The organism is Kitasatospora sp. NBC_01302 (assembly GCF_035976515.1).
GTDB lineage: Bacteria > Actinomycetota > Actinomycetes > Streptomycetales > Streptomycetaceae > Kitasatospora.
This window is the reverse complement of sequence record NZ_CP108404.1, coordinates 8,200,526-8,214,540: the sequence shown is the minus strand read 5'-3', so window position 1 is coordinate 8,214,540 and position 14,015 is coordinate 8,200,526. Positions and strand designations below refer to the sequence as shown.

General features: G+C 72.0%; 11 protein-coding genes. 6 read left to right on the top strand and 5 right to left on the bottom strand.

Features of this window, described 5'->3' with window-relative positions; genetic code table 11:
• The first annotated feature begins 66 nt into the window (after positions 1-66).
• Positions 67-1,041: a magnesium transporter CorA family protein gene (locus tag OG294_RS35820; protein ID WP_327070731.1), complete on the top strand. Its 975-nt coding sequence runs from the start codon at positions 67-69 to the stop codon at positions 1,039-1,041.
• Between the two features lie 106 nt (positions 1,042-1,147).
• Here the strand turns inward: OG294_RS35820 and htpG are convergent, their stop codons facing one another.
• Together htpG and OG294_RS35810 are read right to left on the bottom strand one after the other, a co-directional pair.
• Complete coding sequence (htpG, locus tag OG294_RS35815) at positions 1,148-3,127, bottom strand: molecular chaperone HtpG (RefSeq protein ID WP_327070730.1); 1,980 nt, start codon at positions 3,125-3,127, stop codon at positions 1,148-1,150.
• A gap of 169 nt (positions 3,128-3,296) precedes the next feature.
• A complete protein-coding gene (locus OG294_RS35810; protein ID WP_327070729.1) occupies positions 3,297-5,261 on the bottom strand; it encodes a phosphocholine-specific phospholipase C in 1,965 nt (654 codons plus the stop codon).
• Positions 5,262-5,472: 211 nt separating this feature from the next.
• Between OG294_RS35810 and OG294_RS35805 the strand changes: the two genes are divergently transcribed.
• Positions 5,473-6,300 (top strand): SAM-dependent methyltransferase, encoded by an 828-nt coding sequence (locus OG294_RS35805; RefSeq protein ID WP_327070728.1) that lies wholly within the window; start codon positions 5,473-5,475, stop codon positions 6,298-6,300.
• Positions 6,301-6,318: 18 nt separating this feature from the next.
• Here the strand turns inward: OG294_RS35805 and OG294_RS35800 are convergent, their stop codons facing one another.
• The 3 genes from OG294_RS35800 to OG294_RS35790 form a co-directional block, all read right to left on the bottom strand.
• Entirely contained in the window at positions 6,319-7,602 is a 1,284-nt protein-coding gene (locus tag OG294_RS35800) for an FUSC family protein (RefSeq protein WP_327070727.1), read from the bottom strand.
• Positions 7,603-7,700: 98 nt separating this feature from the next.
• Complete coding sequence (locus OG294_RS35795; RefSeq protein ID WP_327070726.1) at positions 7,701-8,948, bottom strand: DUF6745 domain-containing protein; 1,248 nt, start codon at positions 8,946-8,948, stop codon at positions 7,701-7,703.
• 150 nt (positions 8,949-9,098) lie between these two features.
• A complete protein-coding gene (locus tag OG294_RS35790; RefSeq protein WP_327070725.1) occupies positions 9,099-9,458 on the bottom strand; it encodes a hypothetical protein in 360 nt (119 codons plus the stop codon).
• A gap of 201 nt (positions 9,459-9,659) precedes the next feature.
• Here OG294_RS35790 and OG294_RS35785 point away from each other — a divergent pair, with 201 nt between their 5' ends.
• From OG294_RS35785 to OG294_RS35770, 4 genes are read left to right on the top strand one after another with little or no spacing between them, the layout of a single operon-like run.
• Positions 9,660-10,646: an STM4015 family protein gene (locus OG294_RS35785; protein WP_327070724.1), complete on the top strand. Its 987-nt coding sequence runs from the start codon at positions 9,660-9,662 to the stop codon at positions 10,644-10,646.
• An 11-nt stretch (positions 10,647-10,657) separates the two neighbouring features.
• Positions 10,658-11,755, top strand: a complete 1,098-nt coding sequence (locus tag OG294_RS35780; protein ID WP_327070723.1) for an STM4014 family protein — start codon at positions 10,658-10,660, stop codon at positions 11,753-11,755.
• Positions 11,756-11,807: 52 nt separating this feature from the next.
• A complete protein-coding gene (locus OG294_RS35775; protein ID WP_442789282.1) occupies positions 11,808-12,653 on the top strand; it encodes an STM4013/SEN3800 family hydrolase in 846 nt (281 codons plus the stop codon).
• Entirely contained in the window at positions 12,650-14,014 is a 1,365-nt protein-coding gene (locus OG294_RS35770; RefSeq protein ID WP_327070722.1) for an STM4012 family radical SAM protein, read from the top strand. Before OG294_RS35775 ends, OG294_RS35770 begins: the two co-directional genes overlap by 4 nt.
• The last annotated feature ends 1 nt before the right edge of the window (position 14,015 follow it).

Here is a 14,015-nt window from a genome sequence, read left to right as displayed (position 1 = left end):
CGGGCGGCCACGGTGCCCCACCGGGCCGGTGCGAGCGGTGTTGGCAGCACGGCTAGGGTGTCCGCCATGATGCGCACCCGGCTGTACCGCAACGGCACCCTGAAACTGGAGGGCTTCCCCGCCGAGGAGATCTCCGACTACATAGGGGACCCCGAATCCACGGTCTGGCTGGACGTGCACGACCCGGAGTCCGCCGACTTCGAGACGATCATCGAGGAGTTCGGCCTGCACGCCCTCGCCGTCGAGGACGCCCGCAACGACCACCAGCGCCCCAAGCTCGACCGCTACCGCACGCACCTCTTCCTCTCCGCCTACGCGGTCTGCCTTGACCCCGACACCGCCGCCTTCAGCGTCGGCGAGGTCGCCGCCTTCATCACGCCCAACGCCCTGATCACCATCCGCAAGGGTCGGCACTGCGACATGGACCACGTCGTCGAGCGCTGGGACAACACCCCGGAGCTGGCCGAACACGGCGTGGGCTTCCTGGTGCACGGGCTGCTGGACTACCTGGTCGACAGCCACTTCAAGGCCGTCCAGGTGCTGGACGAGCGGATCGAGAACCTGGAGGACCTGCTCTTCGAGGACAGCCCCGAGCAGATCCAGGAGGTCCAGCGCACCTCCTACGAGCTGCGCAAGAGCCTGGTCAAGCTGCGCCGCGTGGTGCTGCCGATGCGCGAGGTGGTCAACTCCCTGCTGCGGCGCGACGTCCACGTGGTCAACGAGCCGATGATGCCGTACTACCAGGACGTCTACGACCACGTGCTGCGCGCCACCGAGTGGACCGAGTCCCTGCGCGACCTGGTCACCACGGTGATGGAGACCAACCTGACGGTCCAGGGCAACCGGATGAACATGATCATGAAGAAGGTCACCAGCTGGGCCGCGATCATCGCCGTGCCCACCGCCGTCACCGGCTTCTACGGCCAGAACGTCCCCTACCCGGGCTTCGGCACCCAGGCCGGCTTCTGGGCCTCCACCGTCATCATGATCGTGCTCTCGGTGGTGCTCTACGTGACCTTCAAGCGCCGCGACTGGGTCTGACGGCGCAGGGCGACAGCGCAGGGCGACAGCGCGGAAGGACGGCGCCGCTACGCGCGTGGGCCACGACCGCGCGATCGCGCGACCGTGGCCCACGCCGGCCGCCGGACTAGAGCGTACGCTCCAGGCGGTCGGCCATCAGCTTGACGAACCGCGACGGGTCGCTCAGCTCGCCGCCCTCGGCCAGCAGGGCCATGCCGTAGACGAGTTCGGCCGCCTCGGCGAGCGAAGCCTCCTCGGTGCCCTCCGCGCGACCGGCGTGCGCCCGGTTGAGGCCGCTGACCAGCGCGTGCGTCGGGTTGAGTTCGAGGATCCGCTTGCTCTCGGGGATCGGCTGCCCCATCGCGCGGTACATGTTCGCCAGCGCCGGGGCGACGTCGCCCGCGTCCGAGACGATGCAGGCCGGCGAGACGGTCAGGCGCGAGGAGAGGCGCACCTCCTTGACCGTGTCGCCCAGCTGCTGCGACATCCAGGAGAGCAGACCCGCGTACTCCTCCTGCTGCTTGCCGCGCTCGGTCTCGGCCTCCTTCTTCTCCTCCTCGGTGCCGAGGTCGACCTCGCCCTTGGCCACCGAGCGGAACTCCTTGCCGTCGAACGCCGGCACCGCCTCGACCCACACCTCGTCGACCGGGTCGGTGAGCAGCAGCACCTCGATGCCCTTGGCCCGGAACGCCTCCATGTGCGGGGAGTTCTCGATGGCCTGCCGGGACTCGCCGGTGAGGTAGAAGATGTGCTCCTGGCCCTCCTTCATCCGCTCGACGTACTGGGCCAGCGTGGTGGGCTGCTCCTTGCCGTCCTCGCCGTCGGCGGCGTGCGTCGTGGCGAAGGAGGAGACGCCGAGGATCGCGTCGCGGTTGTCGAAGTCGCTGAGCAGGCCCTCCTTGACGACCCGGCCGAACTCCTGCCAGAAGGTGGCGTAGCGCTCCGGGTGGGCGGACATCAGGTCCTTGACCGTGGAGAGCACCTTCTTGGCCAGGCGGCGGTGCATCAGCTGGATCTGCCGGTCCTGCTGCAGGATCTCGCGCGAGACGTTGAGCGACAGGTCCTGCGCGTCCACCACGCCCTTGACGAAGCGCAGGTAGGGCGGCATCAGCGCCTCGCAGTCGTCCATGATGAAGACGCGCTTCACATAGAGCTGGATGCCGCGCTGGTAGCCCTGCATGAACAGGTCCTGCGGCGCGTGCGCCGGGATGAACAGCAGCGCCTGGTACTCGAAGGTGCCCTCGGCCTGGAGCCGGATGACCTCCAGCGGGTCGTTCCAGTCGTGGCTGATGTGCTTGTACAGCTCGTGGTACTCGTCGTCGGTGACCTCGTCGCGCGAACGCGCCCACAGCGCCTTCATCGAGTTCAGCGTCTCGGGCTCGGCCGGGGCCTGCGCCTGGTCGGCCGACGCCTCGCCGTCCTCGCCCTGCGCGTCGGCGGCGGGCGCCGCCGGCTGCTCCACGGCCATCCGGATCGGCCAGGTGATGAAGTCCGAGTAGCGCTTGACGAGTTCCCGGATCTTCCAGGGCGAGGTGTAGTCGTAGAGCTTGTCCTCGGTGTCCTCCGGCTTGAGCCGCAGGGTGACCGAGGTGCCCTGCGGGGCGTCCTCGACGGTCTCGACGGTGTAGGTGCCCTCGCCGGTCGACGACCAGCGGGTGCCCTGGCCCTCGCCCGCGCGCCGGGTCACCAGCGTGACCTCGTCGGCCACCATGAAGCTGGAGTAGAAGCCGACGCCGAACTGCCCGATCAGGCCCTCGGCGGTGGCGGCGTTCTCGGCCTCCTTGAGCTCCTTGAGGAACTTCGCGGTACCGGAGTTGGCGATCGTGCCGATGAGCTGGACCACCTCATCGTGCGACATGCCGATGCCGTTGTCCCGCACGGTCAGCGTCCGGTCCTGCTTGTCGGCCTCGATCTCGATGTGCAGATCGGACACGTCCGCGTCGAGCGAGCCGTCCCGCAGGGCCTCCAGCCGCAGCTTGTCGAGCGCGTCGGAGGAGTTGGAGACGAGTTCACGCAGGAACACGTCCTTGTTCGAGTAGATCGAGTGGATCATCATCTGCAGAAGCTGGCGCGCTTCCACCTGAAACTCGAACGTCTCAGTCGGCATATCCGTTATTCCTTCTCAGGTCACCTGGTGTCGGGATCTGACCTGAGTACTTTAGACGAACGGGTTGTCGGGCAAACCCCTCTTCAGCAGGGAAGACGGGCAGACCGCGAGCCGACCGGGCGCGAAGTCCCGGTCGGCTCACAGCCGGTGATGGACCGCCGGGCGGCGACTACTGCGCGTACAGCCGGCCGGCGAAGCGGCGGGCGAAGCCGTCGCCGGTGTTGGCGGTGACCGTGTAGTCGTAACGGCCCGCCGCGGTGGCGGACAGCGTGCGGGTCACCGAGCCGCCCGCCGCGACGGTCACCTGCGTCGCCGAGCCGGAGCCGGCCAGGTAGGCGGCGTTGGCGTTGACGGTGAAGACGGCGGCGACGGAGCCCGCGTTGGTCAGCGTCAGGGTCAGCGTGGCGCCGTCCCGCCCGTCCACCACGGCCGCCTCGGGGTGCGCCTTGGCACTGTTCGACCAGGTCAGCACATTGCCCTGGAAGCCGCGCAGGTAGCCGTCGGGGCCGTGCAGGTCGATGTCGTAGGGGCCGCCGCCGTAGGTCTTGGCGGAGAAGTAGTCGGAGATCGAGCCGCCGGCCGCGCAGGTGTAGGGCCAGGCGGCGTAGGTCCGGTCGTTGACGGTGTAGGCCGTGAAGGCGCCGCCCAGCGGACCGCCGGAGACGGTCTTGAACCAGATCCGGCCGGTCGAGGTGTCGGTCCAGGAGGTGGTGTCGAAGACGTAGCCGAGCGCCTGCGCGGGCCGGTCGCCGGACTCCTGGCCGGGCAGCGCGCCCGCGCTGGGCACCTTGGGCGCGGGCAGGCTCTCCTCGTTGTTCGCGGCGGTGACCAGCGCGGCGGTGTTCGGCAGGTTGGTGGGAAACGCGACCGGGCTCGCCCCGAAGCTGAACGCGCTGGTCAGGTCGCCGCTCACCGAGCGCCGCCAGGCGGAGATGTTGCTGCAGGTCACACCCGTGACCAGCTCGGCGAAGCGCAGCGGCGAGGTGTGGTCGAAGGTCTGCGAGCAGACCCGTCCGCCGGTGGACCAGGGCGAGATCACCGTCATCGGCACCCGCGGGCCCATGCCGATCGGCAGGCCGCTGATGTACTCGTCGGCGGTGCCGGAGGGCGCGGTGGGCGGGGCGACGTGGTCGAAGAAGCCGTCGTTCTCGTCGAAGTTGTAGAAGACGACGGTGGAGTCCCAGGTGGCCTGGTCGCCCGCGATGGCCGACAGCACGCCGTTGACGAAGTCCGCGCCGTCGGCCGGGCGGTTGGCCGGGTGCTCGCACTGCGCGGTCGGCGCCACCACCCACGAGACGGTCGGGAAGGTGCCGGCCGCGATGTCCGCACTGATCGCCGAGGCGATGTTCGCCACCCGGGCCATGCCGTTGACGTACAGCGGGTCGTTGGTCGCGGCGTTCTTGAACTGGGTGAACCAGGCGAGCGGGTTGTCGTCGTAGTTGTCGGCCTCCTGGTAGACCCGCCAGGAGACGCCGGCGTCCTGCAGCATCTCGGGGTAGGTGGTCCAGGAGTAGCCGGCCTCGCTGTTGTCGGTGACCGGCCCGCCGCCGGTGCCGTTCGGGTCGACCATGCCGGTCCACTGGTAGAGCCGGTTCGGGTTGGTCGGGCCCTGGACCGAGCAGAAGTACTGGTCGCAGATGGTGAAGGCGTCGGCCAGCGCGTAGTGGTACGGCAGGTCGGTGCGGGTGTAGTAGCCCATGGTGTACCCGGTCTTCTCCGGGATCCAGTTGTTGTTCAGACCGCCGTTCCAGGCACCGTGGGTGCCGCTCCACGAGTGGTCGAGGTCCTCCACCTGCTGGGCGTCCGTCAGTGCGGTGTTCAGGTGCCAGGGCAGCAGGATGCTGCCGCCGCCGGCCGAGCCCTTGGTGTTCTGGCTCCAGACGTTGGAGCCCTTCGGGAAACGCAGCAGCGAGGTGTCGGCGTAGCCGCGCACCCCCGACAGGGTGCCGTAGTAGTGGTCGAAGGAGCGGTTCTCCTGCATCAGGATCACGACGTGCTTGACCGAGGAGAGCGAACCGCTCCCGGTGCTCGCGGCCATGGCTCGGCGCACCGACCCTGGGAGCACGCCGAGCGCGCTGCCCGCACCGATGGCGGCGGCTGAACCGAGCAGGGCGCGGCGGGAGATCGGGGACATCCGGGGACCTTTCTTCGCGGTGGAGGACTACCGAGAAAGGTCGTGCAGCGGCAGGGAACTTGGCTGGACAACTTCCCTGTACGGCAGATGAATCGGAGGCGACGAACCACCATGACGATCTTTCATCTTCAGGCCGCGGCAGGCCGGAACGGCCGTTACTCTGTCCCGACACGACCACGAGAAGAGGCCGAGGATGTCGGACACGGACTGGATGAGGCACAAGCCGGAGGATGACGACCGACCGGCCGTCGATCTGCGGATGGAGGTCCCGCATTCGGCCCGGGTCTACGACTACCTCATCGGCGGCAAGACCAACTTCGAGGCGGACCGGGTGGCCGCCCACGCCTCGGTCGAGGCCTGGCCGGCCCTGCCCGTCTCGATGCGGACCACCCGCACCTTCATGCAGCGCGCCGTGCGCCACCTGACCGAGCAGTACGGGGTCCGCCAGTTCCTGGACATCGGCACCGGCATCCCCACCTCGCCCAACGTGCACGAGATCGCCCAGGCCATCGCCCCCGAGACGCGGGTCGCCTACGTCGACAACGACCCGATCGTGCTGACCCACGCGCGGGCCCTGATGTCGAGCACCCCGCAGGGCCGCACCTGCTACCTGGACGCCGACCTGCGCGACGTCGACTCGATCATCGGCTCGGCGCAGCTGCGCGAGGTGCTGGACCTGAGCCGCCCGGTGGCACTGTCACTGATCGCGATCGTGCACTTCGTGCTCGACCGGGACGACCCGCAGGGCATCGTGCGCCGGCTCATGGACCAGCTCGCCCCGGGCAGCTTCCTCGCCCTGACCGTCTTCACCGGCGACACCGACCCGGTGGGCGTGGGCGGGGTCAGCCGCGAGTACAACGCGCGCGGCATCCCGCTCCAGGTCCGGGACAAGGCGGAGGCGACCGCCTTCTTCGACGGCTACGAGCTGCTCGACCCCGGGGTGGCCCTGGTCCACCAGTGGCGGCCGGACCCGGGCGCGGCCCCGGTGCGCGACCAGGACATCGCGATGTACGGCGGCGTGGCCGTCAAACGCGGCTGACGTCAAACGCGGCTGACGTCAAACGCGGCTGACCTGCTCGTCACCGGAGCGCTTCGCCTTCTCACGACGGCGCCGCGCACGCCCGTCCCGGCCCACCCGCTCGCCGCGGATCAGCCGACGCAGCCGGCCGAACCGGGAGAACCGCTCCCGGTCGGCCGCCGAGGCCCGGTCCAGCTCCTCCATCAGGCGCCGCGAGCGGTGGTCCAGGTCCAGCTCGTCGAGGATCCGGTCGACCTCGGCCAGCAGCGAGCCGTGCAGCTGCCAGGCCTTGGGGTGCTCCTGGACGCGCCGCAGCAGCAGCTGGGCGACCCGGTCCCGGCTGGCCCAGGCCGCGGTCAGCTCCTCGGCCAGCCGGTTCTCGGCCTGCTGCGCGTCACTGCTGACCTGCGTGGTCACCAGGACCGCGAAGCTGACCAGGGCGTTGCCGATGTGCTCCAGCAGCTCCTCCAGCTCCACGGCGACCTCGGGCGGGAAGAGGCGTTCGCCCACCTCGCGCCGCTTGGCCAGGTCGGTCAGCGAGCGGGCCAGCACCCGGACCACGACCACGCAGATCTCCAGGGTGTCCAGCCCGGTGCGCAGCACTATCCGCGAGAGCCGGCCCTCGGTGATCCGCGGGTTCAGCCGCAGGCTGTCCTCGGCCTGGCGCAGCGCCGCGTCCACGTCCGCGATCGCCTGGTCGAGCCGGCGGGCCTCGTGCAGCCGCTCGGCGGCGCGCGCGACCGGGATCGGCTCGCCGAGTTCCTCACCGATCCGCAGCAGCAGGTGGCGGGCGCGGCGGGCCAGGTCCTCGATCGACTCGCCGGCCGTGTCCACCCACACCGGCGGGGCGAACACCAGGTTGAAGAGCAGCCCGACCACCGCCCCGACCAGCGTCTCCAGCACCCGGTCCCAGGCCTGGGAGGCCAGCCTGGTCACCCCGAGCACCAGCATCGCGCTGATCGCGACCTCGTTGACGAACTCGTCCACCCGCACGAAACGCCCGATGGTCAGCGCGGCCAGGATGATCAGCCCCAGGCTCCACCAGCTCAGCCCCATCACCGAGCTGAACCCGATGGCGATCACCACGCCCACCACGACCGAGTTCACCCGGCGGACGCCGGTGGTGAGGGTGGCGTACAGGGTGACCTGCACGACGAGCAGGGCGGTGAGCGGCGCGGTCAGCGGTGCCGGCTCGCTGCTCACCTGCAGCGCGACGACATAGGCGAGGGTCGCCGCCACCGTCGCACGCACCGTCTGCACCACCGCCGGATCGCGCAGCCCGCGCCGGACGATCCCTGTCACTTCCTCACTCACACCGGGCATCCCCTCCTTCTTCCACCGGGAAGCGACGCCGACACCGGCGAAAACCGCAGGTGCCACCATTGGGGGGCGCGGGCGGGTGTACCGGGGAGCCCCGGGCGTCACGTCTCGCGCAGCGGCCGGTACTCCTCCTCCGTCACCCCGAAGGTCCAGGCCACCCCGGCACGCGCCGTGCGGATGCGCGGCGGCACCCGCAGCCAGTAGGTCCGGCTGCTGCCATCGGGCTCGGGCGTCGAATTGACCACTTCCACCATCACCACCGGTTCGTCGCCCGGCAGTTGGATCCGCCAGAGCACCCCGGTCCCGTCCCGGTGCAGCGGCTCGGCGCCGGTCTCGGCCAGGTAGCGGTCATAGCCGTAGTGCTCCAGCATCACGCGGCGCAGCTCGGCGTTCTCCTCGGCCTGGATCCGGGCGAGGGTCAGCCCGCCGAGCCCGGCCAGGAAGTCGGCGGGCACCGGCATGCCCCGCCAGACGTGCAGGGCGAAGCCGTCCGGATAGGCGAGCGCGGGGCCGTCCACGCGGTCCAGCCGCCCGGCCTCGTCGCGGTGCAGCTCGGTGGGGCGCTCGGTGAGCAGCACCACCTGGGCGTAGGGCCACCACCAGCCGGCGGCCCGGGCCACCCCGGCCAGCGCGGACAGGGCGCCGTCACGCTCGCCGTCGAGCTGGCCGGCCGCCTCCTGGGCGGCCAGCCAGGCCGCGTCGTGCTGGCCGAGGACCGCGTCGAGCAGCGCGAGCCGGACGGCCGCCACGGCCGCCGGGACCCGCTCGCGCAGCAGCTCGGCGGCGTCGTGCTCCCCCGCCGCGCGCAGCGCCTCGTCCTCGGCCTCCTGCGCGCTGGATCCGTCCAGCAGGTCGGCCACCGCGCCCTTGATCCGTGCGGTCAACGCCTGCGTCTGCGGCCAGAGTTCAGCACCGGTCAGCGACCAGAGCGAGGCCCAGCCCGGACCGCCGAGCCGCTCGTGCGTCCGGGCCCGGCCGCGCTCCCACGGCCGGGTGCGCACCGCCTCCCGCACGCTCTCCCCCGCGCCGCCCGGCTCGGGACGCACGCCGGCCGCCGCGAGCCGCGCCGCGACCGGGGCGAAGAGCACCCCGGCCCGCTCCTCGCCCAGCCGGGCCCGCACCGCCGCGCTGCCGCCGGTGAGCAGCAGGGCGGCCGTGGTGGCCTGGAGCGGAGAGTCGAACCACAGCAGGGCCCGCGGGGCGGCCAGGCCCGCCGCCCGGTAGGCGGCCAGCACCCCCTGCTCGGCCGCCGCCCGGTCGGCCGGCCCGGTAAGGGCGGCCACCTCGCGCCAGCCGGCCGTCAGCACGGCCGGATCGGTCTCGGCGGTGCCCTGCTGAACCGTCGTCATCGCTCTTCTCCCTGGTCGGTCTCCGGCCGGTCACCGGATCGGTATCTGGGCATTCGCCGGACCGGTCTCCGGCCGGTCGCCGTGTCGGCCGCCGGATCGGCGTCCGGCCGGTCACTGGTCGCCGGCCGCTCCGGTCGGGCTGCCGCGGCGTCAGTCCGCCACCACGCGGACGGCCCCCGGCGCGTACTCGCGCTGGCGCACCACCCGGTACCAGCCCCTGGGCAGGGCGATCGCCGCGTGCTCCTCGTGCACCACCCGGCCGCCCTCGGGCAGGTGCAGCCACGCGGCCCCGAACGCCCCCGGCTCGCGCAGCAGCTCGCCCGGGCCGACCACCGCGTGCGCGTGGCCGGTCACCTCGCCGAGCGCGAGCACCAGCCGGCCGCGCGCGTCCCGCTGCTGCTTCGTCAGCCCCGCCCGGCTCACCCGCTCCACCTGCTCCGCCCGCCCGGCCTCGGCCGGTGCCGCGCCCGGGGCCACCGGAACGAGCAGCACATCGCCCTGTCGGTACATGTCACGCCTCCCCGGCCGGCCGTACGGACGCCACTCGCCCGCCGTCGCACCGACCGCACCGACGCTACGGCGGGGGTCCGACAACCGGGCTGTCCTGGGCTGCTGATAGGAATGCCCTCGATCACGACGACGGACGCGCAGGGCCCTGTCCGGCACCCCACCGTCGCCCTGGTACCTCAACCACCCGACAGGAGAAGTGCCTTGTCCACGATCAGCGGCCACCTCACCGCCTTCCACGGCCTGCCCGTCTTCGACCACACCGCGACCCTGTCCGAGGAGTCCGAGGCGGCCGAGCTGCCCGCCGCCGCGGACGCGGCCTGGAAGATCGGGCTCGACTACGACTCCGAGCTGTCCTTCGAGGAGGCCTGGCAGGCCTTCCTGGACAGCGTCGACACCACCGGGGTGCGGGCCGTCGTGATCGGCAACTGGTGGGGCGACGACTACGACCCGCTCACCCGCCCGCTCGCCGCCATCGTGGCCGCCGCCGGTCAACTGCCCGCGCTCCAGGCGCTGTTCATCGGCGACGTGGTCGGCGAGGAGTGCGAGCTGTCCTGGCTGCAGATGACCGACATCACGCCCGTGCTGGAGTCCTTCGCGCAGCTGGAGGAGCTGGTGGTGCGCGGCGCCTCGGCCGGCTACGGCCCCTCGGACCCGCCGCTGTCGCTGCGCCCACTGCGGCACGAACGACTGCGCGCGCTGCGCTTCGAGGCCGGCGGCCTGCCCGGCTCGGTGGTCCGCTCCGTGACCGCCTGCGAGTTCCCCGCCCTGGAGCGGCTCGAACTCTGGCTCGGCGTCGAAGAGTACGGCGGCGACGCGACCATCGCCGACCTCGCACCGCTGCTGGCCGGCGCCGGGCTGCCCGCGCTGCGCCATCTCGGCCTGGAGAACAGCGAGTTGCAGGACGAGATCGCCGCCGCCGTGGCCGGCGCACCGGTGGTCGCCCAACTCGACGGGCTGAGCCTGGCGATGGGCACGCTCACCGACGAAGGTGCCACCGCCCTGCTCGAAGGCCAGCCGCTCACCCACCTGAGCACCCTCGACCTGCACCACCACTTCCTGACGGAGGCGATGGTCGAGCGGCTGCGCACCGAACTGGAGCCGGCCGGGGTGGCCGTCGACCTCTCCGAGCAGGAGACGCCGGACGAGTACAACGGCGAGACCTGGCGCTACACCGCCAACGCCGAGTAACGGAAGCGACCATGGCACCCCCGCACCTGACCGTCCTGGGCGTCCCCGGCCACCGGCGCGTCGAGCTGTTCCGCACCGCCGCCCTGGCCGCCGGCCTGCCCGAGCCCGCCGTGCTGCCCTGGGCGGACGTGCTGCGCGGCGAGTTCCGGCTCACCCCGGGCACGCTGCTGCGCATCGACTCGCCCGGCGAGGACGAGGCCGTCGACCGGCTGCTGCGCGGCCCGGCGCTCGGCCCCGGCTTCGCCGCCACCCGGGTGGAGGGCACCGCGGCCTGGTACCGGGGGTTCACCGCCGCACTGGAGCAGGTGGCACTGGCCGTCCAACGGACGCCCGGCGCCGCCCTGCTGGGCGATCCGGAGGAGATCGCCACGATGTTCGACAAGCGCCGCACGCACCGGCTGCTGGAAGCGCACGGGGTGCCGGTCCCCGCCGCGCTGGACCAGTCGGCGGGGCCCCTGCAGGGTTGGGCGGACCTCAAGGAGCGGCTGGCGGCGGCCGGGCTGCGCCGGGTGTTCGTCAAACCCGCGCACGCCTCCTCGGCCTCCGGGGTGCTCGCCCTGGAGTTCGGCCCGCGCGGGCGGTTGCAGGCCACCACCTCGGCGCAGCTCGCCGACGGCGAGCTGCACAACTCGCTGCGGGTGCGCCGCTACACCGCCGAGCGGGAGATCGCCGCCGTCGTCGACCTGCTGGTCCCCGACGGGCTGCAGGTCGAGCGGTGGATCCCCAAGGCGACCCAGCGGGGCCGGGCGGCGGACCTGCGGGTGGTGGTGGTCGCCGGGCGGGCCACCCACGCCGTGGTCCGCACCAGCGGCAGCCCGATGACCAACCTCCACCTAGGCGGCGCCCGCGGCGACCTGCCGGAGGCCCGCGCGGCGGCCGGCCGCCGCTGGCCGGAGCTGCTAGCGGTCTGCGAGCGCGCCGCCGCCTGCTTCCCGCACGCCCCCATGGTCGGTGTCGACCTGCTGCCCGCCACCGGCTGGCAGCGCCACTTCGTCGGCGAGGTCAACGCCTTCGGCGACCTGCTGCCGCGGCTGACCGGCCTGACCGAGGGGCCCGCCGTGGGGCTCGACACCTACGGCGCCCAGGTCGCCGCGCTGCTCGCCCGCTGACTCCCCTGCCCGTCCTCCCCTTCCATCGAACGTCCCGGCCCCGGAGCTCCCCATGCACCATCAGATACCCGACATGAACGCCGTCCTGCCCGGTCATGACCTGCTCCTGGTCACCCTGGACACCCTGCGCTTCGACGTGGCGCAGGAGTTGGCCGCCGCGGGCCGGATCCCCAATCTCGCCGCCGTGCTGCCCGGTGGCCGGTGGGAACAGCGACACTCCCCCGGCAGCTTCACCTACGCGTCCCACCAGGCCATCCTGGCCGGCTTCCTGCCCACCCCGGCGTCGCCCGACGGCCCGCATCCGCGCCTGTTCGCCGCCCGGTTCGCCGGCTCGGAGACCACCGAGTCGCGCACCTGGGTCTTCGACGCGCCCGACCTGCCCGCCGCACTGGCCGGGGCCGGCTACCGCACGGTCTGCATCGGCGGGGTCGGCTTCTTCAACCGGCAGGGGCCGCTCGGCTCGGTGCTGCCGAACCTGTTCCAGGAGGCCTACTGGGAGCCGGAGTTCGGCGTTCCGTCGGCCACCTCCTTCGAGGCCCAGGTCGCCTGCGCCGAGCGGGTCTGCGCCGAACAGCCCTCCGGGCAGCCGCTCTTCCTCTTCCTCAACGTCTCGGCCCTGCACCAGCCCAACTGGTTCCACCTGCCCGGCGCCACCCGCGAGCACGGCGACAGCCGGGCCAGCCACGCGGCTGCGCTGGAGTACGTCGACCGGCACATCGGGCGGCTGTTCGCGGCGATGAGCCGGCAGCGGCCGTGCTTCGCGATCGTCTGCTCCGACCACGGCACCGCCTACGGCGAGGACGGCTACACCGGCCACCGGATCGGCCACGAGGTGGTCTGGACCGTCCCCTACGCGCACTTCACCCTCCCCGCCGCCCAGGAGGCCACAGCCCGATGACCACACCGCTCACCCTCCTCCCGCCAAGTACTCCTGACGTTCCGTCAGCCGATTCCCCCTACCAGTCCTACGTCTACGCCTACCCGCACAAGACCGCCTACCGGAAGCTGGACCCGCGCCCGGCGCTGCGCGAGCTCTGGGCCGGCGAACCGCAGCACGCGCTCTCGCTCTACCTGCACATCCCGTTCTGCGAGGTGCGCTGCGGCTTCTGCAACCTGTTCACCCGGATCGGCAGCCCGGACGGCCTGACCACCGCCTACCTGGACGCGCTGGACCGGCAGGCCGCCACCGTGCGCGAAGCACTGGACGCCGACGCGAACTTCGCACTGGCCGCCTTCGGCGGCGGCACGCCCACCTATCTCACCGCTGCCGAGCTAGAGCGCCTCTTCGACCTCACCGAGCGGCGGATGGGCGTGGACCTGCGCGCGGTGCCGCTCTCGGTCGAGGCCTCGCCGGACACCGCGACCGCCGACCGCCTCGACGTGCTGGCCGCGCGCGGCACCACCCGGCTCAGCCTGGGCGTGCAGTCGTTCCTGGACGAGGAGGCGAAGTCCGCCGTCCGCCCGCAGAAGCGGGCCGCCGTGGAGGCGGCACTGGAGCGGATCCGCGCGGCGGGCTTCCCGGTGCTGAACATCGACCTGATCTACGGCATCGACGGTCAGACGACGGCCAGTTGGCTGCGCTCGCTGGATGCCGCGCTGGCCTGGCAGCCGGAGGAGCTCTACCTCTACCCCCTCTACGTGCGCCCGCTGACCGGCCTGGGACGGCGCGCCGCCGAGGCCGCCACCTCGGCCGGCTGGGACGCCCAGCGGCTCGCGCTCTACCGGGCCGGCCGCGACCATCTGCTCGCCTACGGCTACCAGCAGGTCTCGATGCGGATGTTCCGCCGACTGGACTCGCCCGACGCGGGCAGCAGCGAGTACAGCTGCCAGACCGACGGCATGGTGGGCCTGGGCTGCGGCGCCCGCTCCTACACCTCGAAGCTGCACTACTCCTTCGACTACGCGGTGGGGGCGAGCGAAGTCCGCGGCATCATCGACGACTTCGTGTCGACCACCGACTTCGCGCACGCCGAGGTAGGCCGGCCCATGACCCTCGCCGAGTCCCGGCGCCGCCATCTGATCCGGTCGCTGCTGCAGGCCCAGGGCATGGAGATCGCCGACTACCGGCGCCGGTTCGGCAGCACTCCGGCCGAGGATTTCGCCGCCGAGCTGGCCGCCCTGGACGGACACGGACACCTTGCCGACGTGCCGGGGTGGTTGCGGCTGACCCCCGAGGGCCTGGCACACTCCGACGCGATCGGCCCCGCGCTCTTCTCGGCCGAGGTGCGCGCCGACATGGCCTCGTACCAGGCGAAGTGAT